The organism is Actinomadura sp. NBRC 104412 (genome assembly GCF_030269515.1).
In the GTDB taxonomy this organism is placed as follows: Bacteria; Actinomycetota; Actinomycetes; order Streptosporangiales; family Streptosporangiaceae; genus Spirillospora.
On the sequence record NZ_BSTM01000016.1, the window covers coordinates 56,077 to 77,227 of the forward strand.

General features: G+C 72.5%; 22 protein-coding genes. 7 read left to right on the forward strand and 15 right to left on the reverse strand.

Features of this window, described 5'->3' with window-relative positions; genetic code table 11:
* Nucleotides 1–24 precede the first annotated feature (24 nt).
* Nucleotides 25–1,173 carry an EAL domain-containing protein gene (locus QSK21_RS20635; protein ID WP_285698090.1) on the forward strand — a complete coding sequence of 383 codons (1,149 nt, stop codon included), beginning with the start codon at nt 25–27 and terminating at the stop codon, nt 1,171–1,173.
* Here QSK21_RS20635 and QSK21_RS20640 read toward each other — a convergent pair.
* A complete protein-coding gene (locus QSK21_RS20640) occupies nt 1,165–1,797 on the reverse strand; it encodes a response regulator (RefSeq protein WP_285698091.1) in 633 nt (210 codons plus the stop codon). The two genes, QSK21_RS20635 and QSK21_RS20640, sit on opposite strands and share 9 nt — an antisense overlap.
* Complete coding sequence (locus tag QSK21_RS20645; RefSeq protein ID WP_285698092.1) at nt 1,794–2,984, reverse strand: sensor histidine kinase; 1,191 nt, start codon at nt 2,982–2,984, stop codon at nt 1,794–1,796. The genes QSK21_RS20640 and QSK21_RS20645 overlap by 4 nt, the downstream gene beginning before the upstream one ends.
* A gap of 156 nt (nt 2,985–3,140) precedes the next feature.
* Here QSK21_RS20645 and QSK21_RS20650 point away from each other — a divergent pair, with 156 nt between their 5' ends.
* Complete coding sequence (locus QSK21_RS20650; protein WP_285698095.1) at nt 3,141–3,782, forward strand: hypothetical protein; 642 nt, start codon at nt 3,141–3,143, stop codon at nt 3,780–3,782.
* Here the strand turns inward: QSK21_RS20650 and QSK21_RS20655 are convergent.
* From QSK21_RS20655 to QSK21_RS20700, 10 genes are all read right to left on the reverse strand, one after another.
* Nucleotides 3,757–4,527 carry a class I SAM-dependent methyltransferase gene (locus tag QSK21_RS20655; protein WP_285698097.1) on the reverse strand — a complete coding sequence of 257 codons (771 nt, stop codon included), beginning with the start codon at nt 4,525–4,527 and terminating at the stop codon, nt 3,757–3,759. The two genes, QSK21_RS20650 and QSK21_RS20655, sit on opposite strands and share 26 nt — an antisense overlap.
* 3 nt (nt 4,528–4,530) lie before the next feature.
* Entirely contained in the window at nt 4,531–4,920 is a 390-nt protein-coding gene (locus tag QSK21_RS20660; RefSeq protein ID WP_285698099.1) for a metal-sulfur cluster assembly factor, read from the reverse strand.
* Entirely contained in the window at nt 4,917–5,372 is a 456-nt protein-coding gene (sufU, locus tag QSK21_RS20665; RefSeq protein ID WP_285698102.1) for a Fe-S cluster assembly sulfur transfer protein SufU, read from the reverse strand. The genes QSK21_RS20660 and sufU overlap by 4 nt, the downstream gene beginning before the upstream one ends.
* 96 nt (nt 5,373–5,468) lie before the next feature.
* A complete protein-coding gene (locus QSK21_RS20670; RefSeq protein ID WP_285698103.1) occupies nt 5,469–6,749 on the reverse strand; it encodes a cysteine desulfurase in 1,281 nt (426 codons plus the stop codon).
* The gene (gene sufC / locus QSK21_RS20675; RefSeq protein WP_285698105.1) at nt 6,746–7,510 is read right to left on the reverse strand and encodes a Fe-S cluster assembly ATPase SufC; all 765 of its coding nucleotides are present in this window, start codon (nt 7,508–7,510) and stop codon (nt 6,746–6,748) included. Before sufC ends, QSK21_RS20670 begins: the two co-directional genes overlap by 4 nt.
* Before the next feature lie 34 nt (nt 7,511–7,544).
* Nucleotides 7,545–7,910, reverse strand: a complete 366-nt coding sequence (locus QSK21_RS20680) for a non-heme iron oxygenase ferredoxin subunit (protein ID WP_285698107.1) — start codon at nt 7,908–7,910, stop codon at nt 7,545–7,547.
* Complete coding sequence (gene sufD / locus QSK21_RS20685; RefSeq protein WP_502871578.1) at nt 7,907–9,142, reverse strand: Fe-S cluster assembly protein SufD; 1,236 nt, start codon at nt 9,140–9,142, stop codon at nt 7,907–7,909. The genes QSK21_RS20680 and sufD overlap by 4 nt, the downstream gene beginning before the upstream one ends.
* On the reverse strand, nt 9,142–10,554 hold the full coding sequence (gene sufB, locus QSK21_RS20690; protein ID WP_285698109.1) for a Fe-S cluster assembly protein SufB: 1,413 nt from the start codon (nt 10,552–10,554) through the stop codon (nt 9,142–9,144). The genes sufD and sufB overlap by 1 nt, the downstream gene beginning before the upstream one ends.
* On the reverse strand, nt 10,551–11,360 hold the full coding sequence (locus tag QSK21_RS20695; protein ID WP_502871579.1) for a helix-turn-helix transcriptional regulator: 810 nt from the start codon (nt 11,358–11,360) through the stop codon (nt 10,551–10,553). The genes sufB and QSK21_RS20695 overlap by 4 nt, the downstream gene beginning before the upstream one ends.
* Before the next feature lie 71 nt (nt 11,361–11,431).
* Nucleotides 11,432–11,758, reverse strand: coding sequence for a hypothetical protein (locus QSK21_RS20700; RefSeq protein WP_285698112.1), 327 nt, complete (start codon nt 11,756–11,758; stop codon nt 11,432–11,434).
* 118 nt (nt 11,759–11,876) lie between these two features.
* Here QSK21_RS20700 and QSK21_RS20705 point away from each other — a divergent pair, with 118 nt between their 5' ends.
* The 5 genes from QSK21_RS20705 (at nt 11,877) to polX (ending at nt 17,212) form a co-directional block, all read left to right on the forward strand.
* A complete protein-coding gene (locus QSK21_RS20705; RefSeq protein ID WP_285698115.1) occupies nt 11,877–12,818 on the forward strand; it encodes an ABC transporter ATP-binding protein in 942 nt (313 codons plus the stop codon).
* Nucleotides 12,815–13,591 carry an ABC transporter permease gene (locus tag QSK21_RS20710; protein ID WP_285698118.1) on the forward strand — a complete coding sequence of 259 codons (777 nt, stop codon included), beginning with the start codon at nt 12,815–12,817 and terminating at the stop codon, nt 13,589–13,591. Before QSK21_RS20705 ends, QSK21_RS20710 begins: the two co-directional genes overlap by 4 nt.
* A complete protein-coding gene (locus tag QSK21_RS20715) occupies nt 13,588–14,490 on the forward strand; it encodes an EamA family transporter (protein ID WP_285698120.1) in 903 nt (300 codons plus the stop codon). Before QSK21_RS20710 ends, QSK21_RS20715 begins: the two co-directional genes overlap by 4 nt.
* Before the next feature lie 93 nt (nt 14,491–14,583).
* Nucleotides 14,584–15,423, forward strand: a complete 840-nt coding sequence (gene prcB / locus QSK21_RS20720; protein ID WP_285698122.1) for a proteasome subunit beta — start codon at nt 14,584–14,586, stop codon at nt 15,421–15,423.
* Nucleotides 15,424–15,487: 64 nt separating this feature from the next.
* Nucleotides 15,488–17,212 carry a DNA polymerase/3'-5' exonuclease PolX gene (gene polX, locus QSK21_RS20725; RefSeq protein ID WP_285698125.1) on the forward strand — a complete coding sequence of 575 codons (1,725 nt, stop codon included), beginning with the start codon at nt 15,488–15,490 and terminating at the stop codon, nt 17,210–17,212.
* A 30-nt stretch (nt 17,213–17,242) separates the two neighbouring features.
* Here polX and QSK21_RS20730 read toward each other — a convergent pair whose 3' ends face one another.
* The 3 genes from QSK21_RS20730 to QSK21_RS20740 all read right to left on the reverse strand — a co-directional run bounded on the left by QSK21_RS20730 (nt 17,243) and on the right by QSK21_RS20740 (nt 20,648).
* Nucleotides 17,243–18,202, reverse strand: a complete 960-nt coding sequence (locus QSK21_RS20730) for a COX15/CtaA family protein (RefSeq protein ID WP_285698127.1) — start codon at nt 18,200–18,202, stop codon at nt 17,243–17,245.
* 116 nt (nt 18,203–18,318) lie between these two features.
* Nucleotides 18,319–19,509 (reverse strand): PrsW family intramembrane metalloprotease, encoded by a 1,191-nt coding sequence (locus QSK21_RS20735; protein WP_285698130.1) that lies wholly within the window; start codon nt 19,507–19,509, stop codon nt 18,319–18,321.
* Between the two features lie 125 nt (nt 19,510–19,634).
* Nucleotides 19,635–20,648, reverse strand: a complete 1,014-nt coding sequence (locus QSK21_RS20740) for a heme o synthase (RefSeq protein WP_502871580.1) — start codon at nt 20,646–20,648, stop codon at nt 19,635–19,637.
* Nucleotides 20,649–21,151 lie beyond the last annotated feature (503 nt).

Genomic DNA, 21,151 nt, shown 5'->3' on the forward strand with positions numbered 1-21,151 from the left:
GATTTGAGACGGCATGATACCGATGTGTCAGCCGTTGACGTCCTCCTTCCCGCGCGGGCGGTCTTCCAGCCGGTGGTCGATCTGGACACCGGCACCGTCGTCGCGGTGGAGACGCACACGGGACCCCCGGATCCCGTGGAGGCGCACGGTGGACGTCCCGCCCTGGAGGGCGACCCCGCCGCCGAGGACGTCCGGCGCGCCATCGGCTGCGCCCGCGCCATCGCCGGCCTGGGCACCCCGCTGCCGTTGCAGATCGGCCTGCGCGCCGAGACGCTGACGCACGGCGAAGGGCTGCTGCACGACCTGCACAACGGGTTCACCGAGACCGGCCGCCGGCCCCACGAGATCATCCTGTGCGTCCACGGCGGTTTCGCGCCCGCGCTGCGGCCCGCCGTGGAGTACTCGCTGCGGCGGCTGCGGCAGGCGGGCTACCTCATCGCGCCGGCCGGGCTCGGCGCCGCGCACGCGCCGCTGGACCTGCTGGTGGACGCCGTCCCGTACCTGGTCAAGCTCGACCCGGAGCTGGCCCGCAGGTCCGGGTCGGATCCGCGCCGCGCCTCGCTGGTCGCCTCGCTGGTCGACCTGGCGCACCGGCTCGGCACCCACGTCCTGGCGCCCGGCCTCGCCACCGAGGAGCAGGTGCTGCACCAGCGGGAGCTGGGCGTGCGGCTCGTCCAGGGACCGGCGCTGGCCCCGCCGGAATGGCGGCCGGGCATGCGCGTCACGGTGCCGGTCGCCGCCCGCGAGGAGCCCCGGCGGGACCGTCCGGGCGACACCCTCGGGCCGCGGGTGTCGGAGTTCACGCTGCCCGCCGTGACGGTACGGCAGGACGCCACCGCGGACGAGGTCCTGGACGTCCTCAACGCCGAGACCGGCATCACCAGCGTCGTGCTCATCGACGGCCGGCAGCGCCCGCTGGCGACCGTGGACCGCACCCGGTTCCTGCTGCGGTTGTCGGGCGCCTACGGCCACGCCCTGTACGCGCACAAGCCCGCCTCGATCCTCGCGGACCCGCCCCGCCTGGTGCCGCGCACCGTCCCGGCCGTCGCGGCGCTGCGGGCCGCGGGCCAGGAGGGCGACCGCGTCTACGACGACCTGGTCGTCACCGACGAGGTCGGCCGCTGCCTCGGCATCGTCCGTGTCGCCGACCTGATCCGCGGCCTGTCACCCTAGGGTCTCCTGGGCCAGGATGGCCGCCTGGACGCGGCTGCGCAGCCCCAGCTTGTTCAGGATCCGGCTGACATGCGTCTTGGTGGTCGTCTCCGCCATGTCCAGGCGCGCCGCGATCTCCTGGTTGGACAGGCCCTCGCCCAGGCAGGCGAACACCTCCCGCTCGCGCGGGGTCAGCTCGTCCAGTCCGCGCGGCCGCGCCCGGACCGGCGCCGGACCGGCCGCGAACGCGCCGATCAGCCGACGGGTCACCCGCGGAGCGATGATCCCCTCCCCCGCCGCGACCGTGCGCACCGCGTCCACCAGCCGGTCGGCGTCCACGTCCTTGAGCAGGAACCCGGCCGCCCCCGCGCGCAACGCGCCGAACACGTACTCGTCCACGTCGAAGGTCGTCAGCACCAGCACGTCCGCGAACGCGGCGATCTCCCGGGTGGCCGAGACGCCGTCCAGGCGCGGCATCCGGATGTCCATCAGCACCACGTCGGGGCGCAGCGCGCGGGCCAGCTCCACCGCCCGCTCCCCGTCGGCCGCCTCACCGACCACGCTGACGCCCGGCGCCCCGTCCAGGATCAGCACCAGTCCCGCGCGCACCGCCGCCTGATCGTCGGCCACCAGCACCCTGATCACGCGTCATTCCCTTCCACCGCGGCCCGCGGCCCGGTCGGCAGCTCCGCGCGGACCCGCCACTCGCCGCCCTCCGGCCCGGCCTCGAACGTCCCGTCCACCATGGCGGCGCGCTCGCGCATCCCGATCAGCCCGGCGCCCGCGCCGGGCAGCCGCTCGCCGTCCGGTCCCAGCGGGCTGGTCACCTCGACGACCACCCGGCCGGGACAGAACGCGACCCGCACCAGGGCCGTGCCCCGCCCGCCGTGCTTGAGCGCGTTGGTCAGCGACTCCTGCACGATCCGGTACGCGGCCAGCTCGACCGCCGCGGGCAGATCCGGCCGTTCGCCCTCCACCTTCAGCTCGGCGGTCAGGTCCGCGCGGGATGCCTGCGCCACGAGCCGGTCGAGCCCGTCCAGCCGCGGCTCCGCCCGCGGATCCTCGGCCTCGCCCTCGCGCAGCAGCCCGATCATGCGGCGCATCTCGTCCAGGCCCTGGACGCTGTTCTCCCTGATGACCTCCATGGCCCGGGTGACGCCGTCCCGGTCCAGGTGGGGCATCTTCAGCACGGCCGAGGAGTGCAGGGCCACCGCGCTCAGATGGTTGGCGATGACATCGTGCAGCTCGCGGGCCATCCGGGCGCGCTCGGCGCTGACCGCGCTGCGCCGGTCCAGCTCGGCCAGCCGCGCGACCTGCTCGGCGCGTGCCCGCTCCGCGCGGGCGGTCAGCCGGTGCTCGCGCACCGCCATCGCGCTCAGCACCGGCAGCACCCAGGACATCACCGCGATCGCCCCGGCGACCACCGCGCCGCTGACCGTCGACACCGCCACGCCGACGGCCACCGTCACGGTCAGCGCCATGGCCGTGGTCGTGGCCAGCAGCCGCTCGGCGGTGCGCCGCCGCCCGTACAGCCCGGCCGCGTACAGCAGGTCGCCGTAGACGACCGCGGGCACGAACCCGGGCCCCATGACCACGTCGGCCAGCTCGAACGGGGTCGCGAGCGCCAGCGCGGTGCGGGGCGCCGTCCGCCGGAACGGGACCATCGCGGCCAGCCCCAGCAGCACCACCAGCCGCCAGCCGCGCCCGGGGTCGGCGTCGCCCCACCAGACCGCGTACCCCCTGGCCGCGATCAGCAGCAGGCCGCCGGCCAGCGCCGCCAGCGCCAGCAGGCCGTCCGTCCGGGTGACGGGCGGACGCTTGATCGTCGGCATGGCCCCATCTCACCACCGCCGCGGGCGCGCCGCCTCCCCCGTCGTGACGGCGGCGCGTACATCCTTCGGACGACCCCGCGTTCGGCATTCGCGACGACGCGCCGCGCCCTCCTGCGCGCGACCATCGAACCGAGACCGCCGGACGGAGGGGACGCGATGCTGCTCGTGATGATCGCCGCCTGCGAGATCGGCTTCTGGGTGCTGCTGCTGGCCGGCCTGTCGGCCCGCTACCTGCTGCGCCGCCGCAGGCTCGGCGCCGCGCTGCTGATGTGCCTCCCGCTGCTGGACGTGGCGCTGCTGACCGTCACCGCGATCGACCTGCGCGGAGGCGCCACGGCCGACTTCACCCACGGCCTGTCGGCCGCCTACCTCGGCTACTCGGTCGCGTTCGGCCGCAGCATGATCCGGTGGGCCGACGAACGCTTCGCGCACCGCTTCGCCGGCGGCCCGCCCCCTCGCGGCAAGCCCAAGTACGGCCGGGCCAGGACCCGCTACGAGTGGCGGGAGTTCGGCAAGGCCGCCCTCGCCACGGCCATCGCCTGCGGCGTGCTGATCTCCATGATCGTCTTCGTGGGCGCCCCGTCGCGGACCGAGCAGCTCTGGACCTGGGTCGGCCGTCTCCTGCACGTCCTGGCGATCTGGTCCATCTGGCCGATCAGCGCCACGCTGTGGCCCGCCAAGCCGAAGGCCGGCAAGACGGAGAAGGCGCAGGAGACGGAGAAGGCGGCGGAGCCGGTCGCAGAACCCGTCACGGAACCCGTCACGGAGCCGGTCAAGCCCGGCGGGCCCGCAGCGTGAGGGTGACGATCGGAAGGTCGAACTCGCCCTCGGCGGTCTCGGGGACGCCGCGCAGGTAGGTCAGGACGCGGTCCAGGACGGCGGCCCGTTCCCGCTCGTCCAGCACCAGGATGTGCGAGTGCGTGGCGATGGTGGCCACCAGCGACTCGGCCGTGCGGCGCTGGGAATGCGGGAACTCGGCACGTTCCACCTCGGGGAAGTACGGGGTGGACGGGATGGTCCTGGGACGCCAGTGCCGCAGGGAGACGCTGCTGCGCGCGGCCTCCTGGAGACCGGCGACCCAGCCGACGCGGTCGTCGTCCAGGTTCCACAGGCCGCCGACCACGCCGCCGGGGGCCAGCACGCGGTGGATCTCGGGCAGGGCGCGGTCGAGGTCGAACCAGTGCATGGCCTGACCCGCCAGCACCGCGTCCACCGATCCGTCGGGCAGCGGGATGTCCTCGGCGCTCCCCGCCAGCGGGCGGACGCCGGGGACGCGCCGCTCGGCCTCGGCCCGCATGTCCGGGTCGGGCTCGACGGCGGTCAGCTCCCGCACGTCCATCCGCGCCAGCATCTCGGTCAGCTTGCCGGTGCCCGACCCGAGGTCGAGGACGCGGGGCGCAGGCCCCGCCGGTTCCAGCGCCCAGCGGACGGCGTCGGCGGGATAGTCGGGGCGTTCGGCGGCGTAGGCGCGGGCGCTGGCGCCGAAGGACGACGCGCGCCGCGCCGCCAGGTCCGGATCCCAGTCGGGGGGCGTGGCGTGCACGGCTCAGACGTTGAAGCCGAGCGCGCGCAGCTGCTCGCGGCCGTCCTCGGTGATCTTGTCCGGGCCCCACGGCGGCAGCCAGACCCAGTTGATCTTGACGTCCTTGACCAGGCCGTCCAGCGCGCTGGCGGCCTGGTCCTCGATCACGTCGGTGAGCGGGCAGGCCGCGCTGGTCAGCGTCATGTCCAGGGTGACGACGTCGCCGTCCAGGTGCACGCCGTAGACCAGCCCGAGGTCGACCACGTTGATGCCCAGCTCGGGGTCCACCACATCGTGCAGGGCCTCGAGGATCTCCGCCTCGGTCTCGCTCTGCGCCCCGGCCCCGGTCTGCGCCTCGGTCTGCTCCTGCTCGGCGGCGGTGGCCTCTGCGGTGTTCGCGGGGGTGTCGCTCATGATGCCTCTCCAAGCGCTCGGGCGGTCGCGTCCTTCCACGCCATCCAGGCGAGCAGGGCGCACTTGATCCTGGCGGGGTACCGCGAGACCCCGGCGAAGGCGACGGCGTCCTCCAGCACGTCCTCGTCCGGCTCGCTCTGGCCGCGCGACTGCATCAGCGCGAGGAACTCGTCGCCGACCGCCATCGCCTCCTTGACCGAGCTGCCGATGATCAGCTCGCTCATCACCGACGCGCTCGCCTGGCTGATCGAGCAGCCCATGGCGTCGTAGGAGACGTCGGCGACCCGGGCGTCCTGGCCCTCGCCGTCGAGGCGCACGCGCAACGTCACCTCGTCGCCGCAGGTGGGGTTGACGTGGTGCGCCTCGCCCCCGTACGGCTCCCGCAGCCCCTTGTTCCGGGGGTTGCGGTAATGATCCAGGATGACCTCCTGGTACATCGCCTCGAGCTGCATGTCGTCCTTTTCCTCGCTGTCTCGCGGCTCCCTCTCCGGTTGGAACCGGCGAACCGCCCGCGCTGTTCCGGGACGGGCCGCCGGCCGCGCGGCCGGTCAGTGGGTGCCGAAGAACTTCTGTGCCTGCCGCACCCCGTCGGCGAGCGCGTCCACGTCGGCGAGGGTGTTGTAGAGATAGAAGGTCGCCCGGGTGGTCGCGGGGATGCCGAAGCGGCGGCAGATCGGCCAGGCGCAGTGGTGCCCGACCCGGACCGCGATGCCCAGCTCGTCCAGGACCTGGCCGACGTCGTGCGGGTGGATGTCCTCCACCGTGAACGACACCGCGCCGCCCCGGGCGTCCGTGCTGAGCGGGCCGATCACCCGCACGCCGGGGATCTCGCCGAGCCGCTCCAGCGAGTGGGCGACCAGCGCCTCCTCGTGCGCGTGGACGCGGTCCATGCCGACCTCGGACAGGTAGTCGCAGGCCGCGGCCAGGCCGATGGCCTGCGCGGTCATCGGCACGCCCGCCTCGAACCGCTGCGGCGGCGGCATGAAGGTGGTGCCCTCCATCCGCACGACCTCGATCATCGACCCGCCGGTGAGGAACGGCGGCATCGCCTCCAGCAGCTCCCTGCGGCCCCACAGGACCCCGATGCCGGTCGGGCCGAGCATCTTGTGCCCGGAGAAGGCCAGGAAGTCCACGTCCAGCCGCGTCACGTCGACCGGCTGGTGCGGCACCGACTGCGCCGCGTCCAGCAGCACCAGCGCCCCCACCGCGCGCGCCCGCGCGCCGATCAGGTCGATCGGCGGGACGGTGCCCAGCACGTTGGACTGGTGGGTGAGCGCGACCAGCCTCGTCCGCTCGTTGATGACCGTGTCCAGCTCCGCGAGGTCGAGCCGGCCGTCGTCGGTGATCCCGAACCACCGCAGCGTCGCCCCGGTGCGGCGGCACAGCTCCTGCCACGGCACCAGGTTGGCGTGGTGCTCCATCTCGGTGACCACGATCTCGTCGCCGGGGCCGACCGTGAAGCGTTCCGATTCCGGGCCCGCCGTGGCCGCGTTGCTCATCGCGTACGCGACCAGGTTGATCCCCTCGGTCGTGTTCTTGGTGAACACGATCTCGCCGGGCACCGCCCCGATGAACGAGGCGATGGTGGCGCGGGCGGCCTCGTACTCCGCGGTCGCCTCCTCGGCCAGCAGGTGCGCGCCGCGGTGCGGGGCCGCGTTGTGCCGCTCGTAGAACTCCCGCTCGGCGTCCAGCACCCGCAGCGGCTTCTGCGAGGTCGCCCCCGAGTCGAGGTACACCAGGTCACGGCCGCCGCGCACGGTGCGCTGCAACAGCGGGAAGTCCTTCCTCAGCTCTTCGGGGAGCAAGCTCGCCCGCCCTCCGAGGCTCATGCCACGCCCGCCTTCAGGTACTTCTCGTACCCCTGGTCCTCCAGCTCGTCGGCCAGCTCCGGGCCGCCCTCGGCCACCACGCGACCACCCGCGAACACGTGCACGAAGTGCGGCTTCACGTACCGCAGGATGCGGGTGTAGTGGGTGATCAGCAGGATCCCGGTGTCGCCGGAGCCGCCGAACCGGTTGACGCCCTCCGACACGACCTTCAGCGCGTCCACGTCCAGGCCGGAGTCGGTCTCGTCCAGGACGGCCACCTTGGGCTTGAGCAGCTCGAGCTGGAGGATCTCGTGGCGCTTCTTCTCGCCGCCGGAGAAGCCCTCGTTCAGCGAGCGCTGCGCGAACGCGGGGTCGATCGACAGCGCCTGCATGGCCTGCCGCATCTCCTTGGAGAACTCGCGCAGCTTGGGCGCCTCGCCGCGGACGGCGGTGACCGCCGAGCGCAGGAAGTTCGACACCGACACCCCCGGCACCTCGACCGGGTACTGCATCGCCAGGAACAGCCCGGCGCGGGCGCGCTCGTCGACGGTCATCCCCAGGACGTCCTCGCCGTCCAGGGTGACGCTGCCCCGGGTCACCTCGTACTTGGGGTGGCCCGCGATCGCGTACGCCAGGGTGGACTTGCCGGACCCGTTGGGCCCCATCAGCGCGTGGATCTCGCCCGCCTTCACGGTCAGGTCGACCCCGCGCAGGATCTCCTTCGTTCCGTCGCTCCCCTCGGCGACGTGCACGTGGAGGTCACGGATCTCTAGGGTGGTCATGGTCTCGTATCTCTCAGTCGTCGCTCGTCGTCGCTCAGTCGTCGGCCGCGTCCAGCGAGACGTACACATCGCCGTCCTCGACCTTGATCTTGTAGGTGGCGATGGGCTGGGTGGCGGGCGGGTTGGTGGGCTTGCCGCTGCGCAGGTCGAAGCAGGACCCGTGCAGCCAGCACTCGATCGTGCCGTCGTAGACCTCGCCCTCGGAGAGGGAGACCTCGGCGTGCGAGCAGATGTCGTTCACCGCGAACACGTCCTCGCCGCTGCGCACCAGCGCCACCGGCGTGTCGCCCACCTCGACGCCGAGCGCCCCCTCGTCGGGGATCTCGGCGAGCCGGCACACCTTCACGAACCGGGCGGCGCCGCCGTCGTCGTTGTGCGTGGTCTCGTTCGTCGCGGTCATCGTTCCCCGGCTCCCTGGCTTCCGGCTTCCTTGTCCCTTGCCCCGTCCCTTGCCCCCCGGTCGAGTTCCGCCTCGATCGCGGCCTCCACGCCGGCGCGGATCTCCTCGACCTCGATCCGCTCGATCAGCTGGCCGAGGTAGCCGCGCACGATCATCCGGCGCGCGTCGTCGCGGGTGATGCCGCGCGCCTGCAGGTAGAACAGGTGCTCGTCGTCCAGCCGCCCGGACGCCGAGGCGTGCCCCGCGCCGGCGACCTCGCCGGTGAGGATCTCCAGGTTCGGCACCGAGTCGACCCGGGTGCCGTCGGTCAGCACCAGGTTGCGGTTGAGCTCGTAGGTGTCGGTGCCCTCGGCCTCCGCGCGAATGATCACGTCGCCGATCCAGACCGCGTGCGCGTCCCTGTCCTGCAGCGCGCCGCGGTAGTCGACGCGGCTGCGGCAGCGCGGCTGCGCGTGGTCGACCAGCAGCCGGTGCTCCAGGTGCTGGCCGCCGTCCACGAAGTACACCCCGTACAGCTCGGCGTCGCCGCCGGGGGCGTCGAAGGACACCGACGGGGAGATCCGCACCAGATCGCCGCCCAGGCTGACGTTGTGCGAGACGAACCGGGCGTCCCGGCCCAGCCTGGCGTGCTGGTGGGACACGTGCACGGCGTCGTCCGCCCAGTCCTGGAGGCTGATCACCGACAGCCGGGCGCCGTCGCCGACCACGAACTCCACGTTGTCGGCGTAGGTCGCCGGGCCGCGGTGGGCGAGCACCACGGTGGCCTCGGCGAACGGTTCCACGATCACGGTGGTGTGCCCGAAGGCGGCCGCGGAGGCGTCCTCGCCGCGCAGCCGCAGGATCGTCGGCCGCGACGCGACCGTCTCCTTCGGCACGGTCACCACGGTGGCCTGGGTGAACGACGCCCACGCCTGCGCGCTGACCCGGTCGGACGGGGTGTAGGCCGTGCCGAGCCTGGCGTCGTCGCGCCCGACCTGCTCGACCGTCACCTCGGGCGCCGCGTCGGCCTCCAGCAAAACCTTGCCGTCGGCCTGAGCCTTCCCGTTGTGCAGGCCGCGCAGCCGGCGCAGCGGCGTGAACCGCCACTCCTCCTCCCGGCCCGTCGGCACGTCGAAGTCGGCCACCTCGAACGACGCCTTCTCGTGCAGCGTCAGAGTTGCCTCTGGGGGCGGACCCCCAGACCCTCCGGGCTTCGCCCGAAGGGCGGAAAGCGGTCCGGTCTCCAGCCCCATCAGCCGACGGCTCCTTCCATCTGCAGCTCGATCAGCCGGTTCAGCTCCAGGGCGTACTCCATGGGCAGCTCGCGCGCGATCGGCTCGACGAACCCGCGCACGATCATCGCCATGGCCTCGTCCTCGTTCAGGCCCCGGCTCATCAGGTAGAACAGCTGGTCCTCCGACACCTTGGAGACGGTGGCCTCGTGGCCCATCTCCACGTCGTCCTCACGGACGTCCACGTAGGGGTAGGTGTCGGACCGGCTGATCTGGTCGACCAGCAGCGCGTCGCACTTCACCGTCGACTTGCTGTGCCGCGCGCCCTCCTGGATCTGCACCAGGCCCCGGTAGCTGGTGCGGCCGCCGCCGCGCGCCACCGACTTGGACACGATGGTGGACGAGGTGTTGGGCGCGGCGTGCACCATCTTGGCGCCCGCGTCCTGGTGCTGGCCCTCGCCGGAGAAGGCGATCGACAGCGTCTCGCCCTTGGCGTGCTCGCCGAGCAGGTACACCGCCGGGTACTTCATGGTGACCTTGGAGCCGATGTTGCCGTCGATCCACTCCATGGTGGCGCCCTCGTAGGCGACGGCGCGCTTGGTCACCAGGTTGTAGACGTTGTTCGACCAGTTCTGGATGGTGGTGTAGCGGACGCGGGCGTCCTTCTTCACCACGATCTCCACGACGGCCGAGTGCAGCGAGTCGGACTTGTAGATCGGCGCGGTACAGCCCTCGACGTAGTGGACGTAGGAGCCCTCGTCCGCGATGATCAGCGTCCGCTCGAACTGGCCCATGTTCTCGGTGTTGATCCGGAAGTACGCCTGGAGCGGGATCTCGACGTGCACACCCGGCGGGACGTAGATGAACGAGCCGCCCGACCACACCGCGGTGTTCAGCGCGGCGAACTTGTTGTCACCGGCCGGGATCACCGAGCCGAAGTACTCCTGGAAGATCTCCGGGTGCTCGCGCAGCCCGGTGTCGGTGTCCAGGAACAGGACGCCCTTCTCCTCCAGGTCCTCGCGGATCTTGTGGTAGACGACCTCGGACTCGTACTGGGCCGCGACGCCGGCGATCAGCCGCTGCTTCTCGGCCTCGGGGATGCCGAGCTTGTCATAGGTGTTCTTGATGTCGGCCGGGAGCTCCTCCCAGGACGCCGCCTGCTTCTCCGTGGAACGGACGAAGTACTTGATGTTGTCGAAGTCGATGTCCGACAGGTCCGATCCCCAGGTCGGCATGGGCTTTCTGTCGAACAGCCGCAGCCCCTTGAGGCGCAGGTCGAGCATCCACTCGGGCTCGCCCTTCTTGGCGGAGATGTCGCGCACGACCTCCTCGTTCAGGCCGCGCCTCGCCGAGGCCCCGGCCTCGTCGGGGTCGGACCAGCCGAACCTGTACTTGTCGAGCCCTTCCAGCTCCGGGTGGGCTGCCGTAGTCATAGGGAGGTCCTCCCGGACTCCTCGTTGCTTTCCTGGTTGCTTTCCTGGACGCTTTCTCGGTCGCCGCCTCGCGTGTCGCCGCTCGCCGTGCCGGTGCCGCTCTCCACGGCGTCGCTCGCGGCACCGCCCGCTCCCAGCGAGGGCGGGCTGACGTGGGTGGTGCAGATCCCGTCGCCGTGCGCGATCGTCGCCAGCCGCTGGACGGGTGTGCCCAGCAACCGGCTGAACGCCTCGGTCTCGGCCTCGCACAGCTGCGGGAACTCCGCGGCGACGTGCGCGACCGGGCAGTGGTGCTGGCACAGCTCCTCGCCGCCGCCGGGCCGCGGCCCCTTGGCGGCCGCGGCCGCGTAGCCGTCCCCCGACAGGGCCTCGGCGAGCTTGCGCACGCGCTGGTGCGGTGGGGCCTCCTGCACCACGGGCCCGTAACGGCGTTCGAGGTCGGCGATCTGCCGCCGCGCGAACTCCGTCACCGCCCGCGAGCCCGCCTTCTCGGCGAGGAACCGCAGGGCGCTGGTCGCCAGGTCGTCGTAGGCGTGCACGAACGCGCTGCGCCCGGCGTCGGTGATGACGAAGCGCTTGGCCGGCCGCCCTCGCCCGCGCCGCGGCTGCGGACGGGTCCGCCGGACCTCGATCATGCCCTCGGCGAGCAGCGCGTCCAGATGGCGCCGGATCGCGGCCGGCGTGAGGCCGACCCGCTCCCCCAGCGCCGAGGCGGTGATGGGACCGTGTTCGAGGACGAGCCGGGCCACCCGGGCGCGCGTGTCGCGCTCGGTCACCCCCGTCGTCTTCTCGCCCACGTTTTTCACAACATCAGTGTGCCTTAATTCCTTCCCGGTGGCCAAGGCGTCACGGATGTCATGGCTCACGCAGGTAAGGCTTACCTAATCTGCGATGCCACGTCCGGGATGGTGGCCGCGGGAGCGGGCCCCAGGCTCCGGACGGCCACCCCGAACATCGTCAATAGAGCGATGATGAGAAAAAGCCCGAGCATGAGCGCCGGGCGCAACGCGAGCGGCGGATGCGACGGCCGAGAACGACGGGACGTACGGCGCTCCTTCTTACGGTCACGGTTTTCCGCACGCGGCCTCCGAACGCCCTTGGGACGGTCGTAAGACATCATGCGCCGGGTGTAGGCGGGATCCTCCTCGGCGGTGCGCATCGCCATCTCGTTCAGCACGCGAAGCTCGTCCGCCGACAGCCCCATCTCGACCCCCATTCCAGGTGACAGAGATGGTTTATTGGCTTTTGTCGTATCTGTCGAATTGTTGACCTTGGCCGGGGCGGCGGCGGGACACCCGTGGCGCGGACCTAGACTCGTCGCCATGGCACCCCCAGCGGGCGGCGCGAACGGAGGCGCCGCGGTCGAGCTCACCGAACTGGTCAAGCGCTACGGCGCCACGACCGCCCTGGACGGGCTCTCCCTGCGCGCCGCCGAAGGCGCCGTCACCGCGCTGCTGGGTCCCAACGGAGCCGGCAAGACCACCGCGATCGAGATCTGCGAGGGGTTCCGCCGTGCCGACTCGGGAACGGTGCGGGTCCTCGGCCTCGACCCGGTGGCCGACGGCCGGGCGCTCAAGGCGAGGGTCGGCGTCATGCCGCAGTCCGAAGGCGTCCCCGGCACGGCCCGCGCGGGCGAGTTCCTGCGGCTGGTCGCCTCATTCCACAGCACCCCGCTCGACCCCGCCGCGCTGCTCGCGCGCCTCGGGCTGACCGCGCAGGCCCGCGTCCCGATCCGGCGCCTGTCGGGCGGGCAGCGGAAGCGCCTCTCCCTGGCGGTCGCCCTGGTGGGCAGGCCCGAGCTGGTCTTCCTGGACGAGCCCACCACCGGCCTCGACCCGCAGGCCAGGCACTCCACCTGGGAGCTGGTCGAGGAGCTGCGCGCCGCCGGGACGTCGGTGGTGCTCACCACGCACTACATGGAGGAGGCCGAACGGTTGGCCGACCAGGTCGTCATCGTCGACCACGGCACGGTGGTCGCCCAGGGCACCCCGGCCGAGCTCGCGGGCGCCGAACGGCAGCTACGGTTCCGGGCGCGCCCGGGACTGGGCCTGGAGGAGCTGCTGTCCGCGCTGCCCGTGGGAAGCGCCGCGAAGGAGTCCCCGGCCGGCCATTACGTGGTCGAGGGCGAGGTGGGGCCGGAGCTGCTGGCCACGGTCACGGCCTGGTGCGCCTCGCACGGCGTCATGGCCGAGGAACTGCGGATCGAACGGCGCACCCTGGAGGACGTGTTCCTGGAGCTGACCGGCCGGGAGCTGAGGCCATGACCGGCACGCCCGCGCTCGATCTGAGCCCGGCACCGGGGGCGGCCCGGCTCCCCCGGATGATCGCGGCACAGGCCGGATACGAGCTGCGCACCCTGCTGCGCAACGGCGAGCAGCTGCTGCTCACCCTGATCATCCCGGTGGTGCTGCTGGTCCTGTTCGGCGGGACGTCCCTGCTGGACCTGGGTCCCGGTCCGCGCGTGGACTTCCTCACACCCGGCGTCCTGGCGCTCGCGGTGATGTCGACCGCCTTCACCGGCCAGGCCATCGGCACCGGGTTCGAGCGCCGCTACGGCGTCCTGAAACGGCTGGGCGCCACCCCCCTTCCCCGCTCGGGGCTGGTCGCGGCCAAGACCCTCACCGTGCTCGTGGTGGAGGCGCTCCAGGCCGTCCTGATCTGCGCGGTCGCGCTGGCGATGGGCTGGCGGCCGGACGGCGACCCGCTGTCGGCGCTGGCGCTGATCCTCCTGGGCACCGCCGCGTTCAGCGGCTTCGGGCTGCTCATGGCGGGCACGCTGCGCGCCGAGGCGACGCTGGCCGCCGCCAACCTGGTGTACGTCCTGCTCCTGGCGACCGGCGGCGTGGTGTTCCCGCTGGACCGCTTCCCCTCGGCGGTACGTTCCGCGCTGGAGCTGCTGCCGATCTCCGCGCTGGCCGACGGCCTGCGCCGGGTGCTCCAGGACGGCGTGGCGTTCCCCGGCGGGCCCCTCCTCGTCCTGGCCGTCTGGGCGGTCGCGGGGACGGTGCTGGCCGCGCGCTTCTTCCGCTGGGAATGAGCCGCCCGAAGGCGGTCCGGGATCGGGTGTCATGGAGGGCGCTGCCACCCCCCGCGCTGATCCTCATGGGCATCCTGTCGCTTCAGGCCGGTGCCGGGCTGGCCAAGCACCTGTTCGACCGGATGCCGCCCAGCGCGATGGTGCTCCTGCGGCTGCTGACCTCGGCGATCGTGCTGGGCTTCGTGGCGCGCAAGGCCCTGCGCGGGGTGTTGCGCGACCACGACCGGAAGAGCCTGGGCGTCGCCGCGTGCTTCGGGCTCTCCCTCGCGGTCATGAACTTCTCGATCTACCAGTCGTTCTCGCGGATCCCGCTGGGCATGGCGGTCACGATCGAGTTCCTCGGCCCGCTGGGGGTGGCGATCGCGGCGTCCCGGCGCCCGCGCGACCTGCTGTGGGCCGTGCTGGCGGGCGTGGGCGTGGTCACGCTGTCCCGCGGCGGCGGGCACGCCGACCCGGTGGGCATCGCGTTCGCACTGGCCGCCGGGGCCTGCTGGGCCTCCTACATCCTGCTCAGCGCCGCCACGGGGCGCCGGTTCGCGGGGTCGTCGGGGCTGGCCCTGGCCAGCGTCGTCGGCACGGTCGCGGTCCTGCCCGCCGGCGTCGCCGAGGGCGGCGGCGCCCTGCTCGACCCGCAACTGCTGGCGCTGGGCGCCGGCGTGGGCCTGATGTCGTCGGTGATCCCGTACTCCCTGGAGCTGGAGGCGCTGCGCCGCATGCCGGCCCGCGTGTTCGGGATCCTGATGAGCCTGGAGCCCGCGGTCGCGGCCCTGGTCGGCGTGGTGCTGCTCGGCGAGATCCTGAACCTCCGCCAGTGGCTGGCGATCGTGTGCGTCGTCGTGGCCTGCGCGGGCGCCACCCTCGGCCCCGAGAGGCCGCGCCCGGCCGCGCCGGAGCCCTAGTCCCGTGCCCGCGCTCGTCCCTGGGCTCGTGTGGCGGGCGCCGCCGCGGACGTGGAAGGATCATCGGGCAAGCGACATCGGAGAGGGGTCATCGTGACCGGCCGGCCACAGGAACAGGGGCTGCCGCCCGAGTACTTCGAGGCGGGCACGCCGTCCTTCGTCGACTTCCTGCGCCTCCACTCCCCGGACATGCTGCCGGTGAACCGGCTGGAGGACGGCGCCACCGCGCCGGACCTCCCGCACGGCACCACCGTGCTGGCCATGACGTTCCCCGGCGGGGTGCTGATGGCCGGTGACCGCCGCGCCGTGCGCGGCAACCAGATCGCCTACCGCGAGCTGGAGAAGGTGCAGCGCGCCGACGAGTACTCCGTGGTCGCCTTCGCCGGGGCGGTGGGGTTCGCGCTGGAGATGATGCGGCTCTTCCAGGTGGAGCTGGAGCACTACGAGAAGATGGAGACGGTGCCGCTGTCCCTGCCGGGCAAGGCCCGCAGGCTCGGCGCCGTCGTCCAGGCCAACCTCGCCATGGCCCTCCAGGGCCTCGCGGTGGTCCCGCTGTTCGCCGGGTACGACCCGGACGCGGGCGAGGGCAAGATCTACACCTACGACATCACCGGGTCGCCGCAGGAGGCCCGCGACTTCCACGCCGAGGGATCGGGCTCCCCGTACGCGACCGGCGCCCTCAAGAAGCTCTACCGCCCCGACCTGTCGGCCGAGGACGCCGCCACGGTGGCCGTCCACGCCCTCTACGACGCGGCCGAGGACGACACCGCGACGGGCCTGCCGGACACTTCCCGCGGCCTGTACCCGGTGATCTCCGTGGTCACCGCCGACGGCTACCGCAGGCTGCCCGGCGAGGAGGTCGCGCGGATCTCCGAGGCGGTCGTGCGGGACCGCCTCGAACGCCCCGACGGCCCCGTGGCGCCGCTGCGCTGACCAGCGGCGAGGCGAGGGCCTGCCTCCACGGGAAACGTCGTACCCGCCGCCTAGACTCGCGCCTATGGCACGGGCGAACGAGGAGGCGGCGGCCCTCGTCCAGGAGCTGGCCGACCTGCTGTCGATCACGGGCGGGGACGCCTTCAAGGTACGGGCGTACGAGAAGGCGGCACGGGCGATCGCGGGCTATCCCGACGACATCTCGAAGATGGACCTGGCCGGGCTGAGGCGCATCCCCTCCGTCGGCGAGGCGATCGCCAAGAAGCTGGTGGACTACAACACCACCGGCACCATCCGGCAGGTGGAGGAGCTGCGCGCCCAGATCCCGGCGGGCGTGCGCACCCTGACGACGATCCCCACCCTCGGCCCCAAGAAGGCGCTGGCGGTGTACGAGGAGCTGGGCATCTCCTCGGTGCCCGAGCTGGCCGACGCGATCCGCGAGGGCCGCCTGCGCGGGCTCAAGGGGTTCGGCGCCAAGACCGAGCAGAACATCCTGCACGGCATCGAGCTGATGCAGCAGTCGGGCGAGCGCGTCCTGCTGGACGTGGCGGCCGGCCTCGCCGACGAGATCGTCGAGGCGCTGTCGGCGGTGACCGGGTGCCACCGCTGCACGTACGCGGGGTCGCTGCGGCGGATGCGGGAGACCATCGGCGACATCGACGTGCTGGCCGCCTCCTCCGACCCGCGCCCGATCATGGAGGCGTTCACCGCGCTGCCGTACGTGACCGAGGTGATCGCGAGCGGCGGGAAGAAGACCTCGGTGCGCACGTCGCGCGGCCTTCAGGTGGACCTGCGGGTCGTGCCGCCCGAGTCCTGGGGCGCCGCCCTCCAGTACTTCACCGGTTCGCAGGCGCACAACATCCGCACCCGCGAGATCGCCGTGCGCGCCGGGCTCAAGCTCTCCGAGTACGGCCTGTTCGACGCCGAGTCGAACGAGCTGATCGTCTCCGAGACCGAGGAGGAGGTCTACGCCCGGCTCGGCCTGCCCTGGATCCCGCCCGTCCTGCGCGAGGACACCGGCGAGATCCAGGCCGCGCTCGACGGCACCCTCCCGCGCCTGGTCACCGTCGAGGACCTCAGGGGCGACCTGCACTCCCACACCGACCTCACCGACGGCACCGCGTCCCTGGAGGAGATGGTGGAGGCCGCCGAGCGGCGCGGCCTGGAGTACTACGCGATCACCGATCACGCGCCCAACCTGTTCATGCAGCGGATGACCGACGAGAAGATGCTCGCCCAGCGCGAGCGCGTCCGCGCGCTTCAGGAGAGACACCCGGGGCTGACCCTGCTGCACGGCACCGAGCTGAACATCGACCCGGACGGCGGCGTGGACTGGGACGCCGAGTTCCTGTCCGGCTTCGACATCTGCGTCGCCTCGATCCACTCGCACTTCACCCAGGGCCAGAACGAGATCACCCGCCGCCTCGTCCGCGCCTGCGAGAACCCGCACGTGCATGTGATCGGCCATCCCACGGCCCGGTCGATCGGCAGGCGCCGCCCGGTGGACGCCGACTGGGACGAGGTCTTCAAGGCCGCCGCCCGCACCGGCACCGCCCTGGAGGTCGACTCGTTCCCCGACCGCCTCGACCTGCCCGCCGACCTGATCCGCCGCGCGCTGCGCCACGGCGTGAAGTTCGCCGTCGACACCGACGCCCACTCCGTGGGCCACCACCGCAACATCCGCTACGGCATCGGCACCGCCCAGCGGGGCTGGCTCACCCCCGACGACGTGATCAACACCTGGCCGCTGGACAGGCTCCGCGCCTTCCTCACGAAGCCCGCCCGCTGAAAAGCCCGCCCGCTCCTGACCGCGGCCCGTCTAGGCGGGCAGGACCTGGTGGGCCCTGCGACGCGGTGACGCCAGCGCGGGCGCAGAGGGGACGGGCCCCCGGGTACGGGTCGCGAGCACGACGCGCAGGGCGGCGATCCACATGAGGACGGCGCCGAGCATGTGCAGGACGACCAGGGCCGCCGGGACGCCCAGGAAGTACTGGACGTAGCCGATCAGGCCCTGGGCGAGTTCGAGCGCGAACAGCTCCAGGGCGCGGCGCCGGAGCGCGGCGGGGGCCCGGACGCGGTGCAGGACCACCAGAAGCGTGACCGTCAGGGCGACGGTGGCCCAGGCCAGCAGGCTGTGGACGCGGGTGACGTCCTCGATGTTGAACCCGTACCGGCGGGCCTCCGCGTCCCCCGCGTGCGGGCCGGTGCCGGTGACGACCGTGCCCGCGACCAGCACCAGCGCCGTGGCGGCGGCCAGCGCGCCGGCCAGCCCGCGCACGGCGGGCCCCACGACGCGGCGCGGTGGCTCGTCGGTCTCGCCGGCCCGGACCCACAGCGCCACACAGAAGATCAGCAGCGCGGGCGACAGCAGGAAGTGCAGCGACACCGACGTGGGATGGAGCTTGGTCAGCACCACGATGCCGCCGATGACGGCCTGGGCGACCACGCTGGCGGGCTGCGCCGCGGCCAGCCACACCAGCCCGCGGCGCCGCGGTGCCAGGCGCAGCGCCGCGATGAACACCAGCAGGCCGACCGCCAGGACGAGGAAGGTCAGCATCCGGTTGCCGAACTCGATGGCCATGTTCACGGCCGGATGCTCGGCGCTGTGCGTCGGCACCAGACTGTCCCCCGTGCAGCGCGGCCATTCGGGGCAGCCCAGGCCGGACTCGGTGACGCGGACGGCGCCTCCGGTGCCGATGATGCCCGCGTTCCCGATCACGCCGAGCAGGGCGAGCGTCCGCATCGAGGCGGGCGTCGGCCGCCACACGGCGTCGCGCACGCGCGTCAGGGGATTTCCTTCAGCCACGGCATTCATCGTATGGGCGGTGTCCCGTGCCCGGGATTCGCCCCCCGGACAAGCCCCCCGGGACAAGCCTCCGGGTCAACGGCCGGGGGTCAATGGCTGGGGGGTGGCATGAAGCCCGAAGGGCCCTGGTGTGCCCAGGGTGGGGCGCCGACCGGCGGGGTGCGCAGGAACGCCTGGCGGGCCAGGGCCATGAGGCCGAGGAGGGCGTCGCGGCGGCTCGCGAACCAGCGGGGGTCGGCGACGCCTCGTTCGGCGCGCTTGTGCAGCAGCGCCAGCTCGGTCGCGGCGAGCTGGTAGTCGGTCATGGCGCGGGCGGCGCCCTGGCCGCCGACCCGGCGGGCCCAGCGGCGGGCGGCGCGGCGGGCGTGCATGCTGCCCAGCATCTGCACGTCGGCGGGCGTGACCAGTCCCGTGTTGCCGTACATCGGCAGGTAGGAGCGGATCCTCTGGACGGTTCCGTGCCGCTCCGCCAGGATCATGATCACCAGCACGATCAGGATGAGCAGGTCGAGCACGTACACCAGCAGCAGCCCGCCGGCGCCGAGCGCGCCGGCCCCGTTCCACAGGCCGTGCAGCAGCATCGCGCCGAACAGGCCCAGCAGGACGGCGCCGGCGCGGAACCGCCGGTGGGTCGCGGCCCAGGCCACGCCCAGCCCCGTCATGGACGTGAACAGCGGGTGGCTGAGGGGCGCGATGACGCCGCGCAGCACGAAGGTGGCCTGGAGCCCCGCGGCGCCCTGCTCGTCGAACGCGCGCGAGTAGTAGGTGATGTTCTCCATCATGGCGAAGCCGAAGCCCACCATGGCGGCGTAGATGATCCCGTCGACGATCCCGTCGATCTCGTTGCGGCGGAACCACAGGATGCCGAACAGCACCGAGCCCTTGAGGGTCTCCTCGATCAGCGGGGCGCCGAACGTGGCGCTGACGAAATGGGCCTCGGCCTCACCGAAGATCGGCGTGGTGACGTAGATGAGGCCGAGGGTGTTGAGGACCAGCGCGCCCAGCACGGCCACGCCCGCGCCCCACGCGAACGCGAACACCAGCATCCTGGGCGGTTCGGGTTCCAGCCGGTCCAGCGCCAGCACCAGCGAGATCAGCAGCGGGATGGGGAGGATGGCCAGGGCGAGCCCCGCCCAGAACCCCGGGCCGCCGTCGATGGCGTCCACGAGCAGGGCGAGGATGCCGCACACCGCGGAGATGGTGATCCCCACGATGAGCCCGATCGGAGGACGCCCGGCGACACGCCCCTCGAGCACCGCTTTCGGATCTACGCCTGTCATTCCGCGAGCGTAACCGGATCCGCCTCCCGGCCGTAAGGACAACCCCCGGTCAACGGCACGGACCCATCATCACGAGCGCCGCGCGGCCGCGGCCCAGGTCAGGATGGCCTACGTGGTCAGGAGGCCTACGTGAAGATGGGGTCCAGCGCCACGGCCGTGAACAGCAGGGCGAGATAGACGTTGGACAGGTGGAAGAACCGCATCGGCCTCAGGTGCACACCGGTCACTCCCGCGCGGGAGGCGCGCAGCAGGCGGTGCCCCTCCAGCAGGAAGACGGCGCCCAGGGCGGCCGCGAGCGCCCCGTACACGACGCTCATCCCCGCGACCGGCCACAGCAGCAGGGAGCAGGCGACGGTGGCCCACGTGTACAGCAGGCTCTCCACGATCACCCGGGTCTCGGTCGCCACGACGGGCAGCATCGGGACCTTGGCGACGGCGTAGTCCTCGCGGTAGCGCATGGCCAGCGTCCAGGTGTGCGGCGGCGTCCACAGGAACACCACGCCGAACAGGACGAACGGGGTCCAGTCCAGCCGCCCGGTGACGGCGGCCCAGCCGATCAGGACGGGCATGCAGCCCGCGATGCCGCCCCAGACCACGTTCTGCGACGTGCGCCGCTTGAGCAGCAGCGAGTACACGAAGACGTAGAAGAGGATCGCGAACAGCGACAGGGCCGCGGCCAGCGCGTTGACGGCCAGGGCGAACCCCGCCGTGGACGCCGCCGCCAGCACCACCCCGAACACCAGCGCCTCGGCGGGGCTGATCTGCCGCGTCCCGCTCTGGGCGCGGGCCAGCGGGCGGCGGCGGGTGCGGCGCATCTTGGCGTCGATGTCGCGGTCGATGTAGCAGTTGATCGCGTTGGCCGCGCCCGCGGACAGGGTGCCGAACGCCAGCGTGGCCAGCGCGACCCCGGCGGGCGGCACGCCCCCGGCCGCCAGGAACATCACCGGCAGCGTCGTGATCAGCAGCAGCTCGATCACGCGCGGCTTGGTCAGCGCCACGTAGGCGCGCACGAGCCCGCCCACCGGACGCCTGGCGGCGCGGGCCGCGTCCGGCGCCGCCGCCGGCGGCGGGGGCGCGTCGGGCACCGCGTCGTCGAGGTCGTCGAGATCGACCGCGCGCTTGTTACTGAGCACCGTCACAATCGGGTCCACGTCCAACTAGGCATGAGAAATCGCGTACCACTCCGGCGGTGCCCCCGCGCGATTTGGCCGCCACCTCGGATTAGGGGTTCTGCTACGGCCTTTGTCTCTCTCCCGGCCGCGCCATCACTGTAGTCCCGCCCCCGCCGCGGCCGTGCACCGGGGCACCCCCGACGCGCGTCGCCAGGATGGGGTGCCCCCTTCTCCCCCGAGGGTTCACCCTCGCGGGGGGTTAGTCGCGAAACGCTCTGGGCAAGGGTCGACAAGGGTCGTCTACAGCGCGCCCCCCGAGCGCCGCTGCCCCGTTCGATAGGGTCGGAAGGGCAAGGCATGATCTTCAACGGGTCCGCTCAAGGCGGCCGTGCACGGGGCGATCGGGGAAGACACGCCCGCGAGATCACGTTCAGCCGAGCGCGGGGTTCGGCCATGGGGGCGCAGGGAGCCGTACACCCCGGCAGACGGGAAGACGATTCGGTTCGAGAGGAGCCTGGCGTTCCGTGAGT

Excerpts from the sequence above, each read along its gene's own strand:
- QSK21_RS20645 (WP_285698092.1), bottom strand. The coding sequence starts at position 2,984 with ATGCCGACGATCAAGCGTCCGCCCGTCACCCGGACGGACGGCCTGCTG.
- QSK21_RS20650 (WP_285698095.1), top strand. The coding sequence starts at position 3,141 with ATGCTGCTCGTGATGATCGCCGCCTGCGAGATCGGCTTCTGGGTGCTG.
- QSK21_RS20660 (WP_285698099.1), bottom strand. The coding sequence starts at position 4,920 with ATGAGCGACACCCCCGCGAACACCGCAGAGGCCACCGCCGCCGAGCAG.
- sufU (WP_285698102.1), bottom strand. The coding sequence starts at position 5,372 with ATGCAGCTCGAGGCGATGTACCAGGAGGTCATCCTGGATCATTACCGC.
- QSK21_RS20670 (WP_285698103.1), bottom strand. The coding sequence starts at position 6,749 with ATGAGCCTCGGAGGGCGGGCGAGCTTGCTCCCCGAAGAGCTGAGGAAG.
- sufC (WP_285698105.1), bottom strand. The coding sequence starts at position 7,510 with ATGACCACCCTAGAGATCCGTGACCTCCACGTGCACGTCGCCGAGGGG.
- QSK21_RS20680 (WP_285698107.1), bottom strand. The coding sequence starts at position 7,910 with ATGACCGCGACGAACGAGACCACGCACAACGACGACGGCGGCGCCGCC.
- sufD (WP_502871578.1), bottom strand. The coding sequence starts at position 9,142 with ATGGGGCTGGAGACCGGACCGCTTTCCGCCCTTCGGGCGAAGCCCGGA.
- sufB (WP_285698109.1), bottom strand. The coding sequence starts at position 10,554 with ATGACTACGGCAGCCCACCCGGAGCTGGAAGGGCTCGACAAGTACAGG.
- QSK21_RS20700 (WP_285698112.1), bottom strand. The coding sequence starts at position 11,758 with ATGGGGCTGTCGGCGGACGAGCTTCGCGTGCTGAACGAGATGGCGATG.
- QSK21_RS20705 (WP_285698115.1), top strand. The coding sequence starts at position 11,877 with ATGGCACCCCCAGCGGGCGGCGCGAACGGAGGCGCCGCGGTCGAGCTC.
- QSK21_RS20710 (WP_285698118.1), top strand. The coding sequence starts at position 12,815 with ATGACCGGCACGCCCGCGCTCGATCTGAGCCCGGCACCGGGGGCGGCC.
- QSK21_RS20715 (WP_285698120.1), top strand. The coding sequence starts at position 13,588 with ATGAGCCGCCCGAAGGCGGTCCGGGATCGGGTGTCATGGAGGGCGCTG.
- polX (WP_285698125.1), top strand. The coding sequence starts at position 15,488 with ATGGCACGGGCGAACGAGGAGGCGGCGGCCCTCGTCCAGGAGCTGGCC.
- QSK21_RS20735 (WP_285698130.1), bottom strand. The coding sequence starts at position 19,509 with ATGACAGGCGTAGATCCGAAAGCGGTGCTCGAGGGGCGTGTCGCCGGG.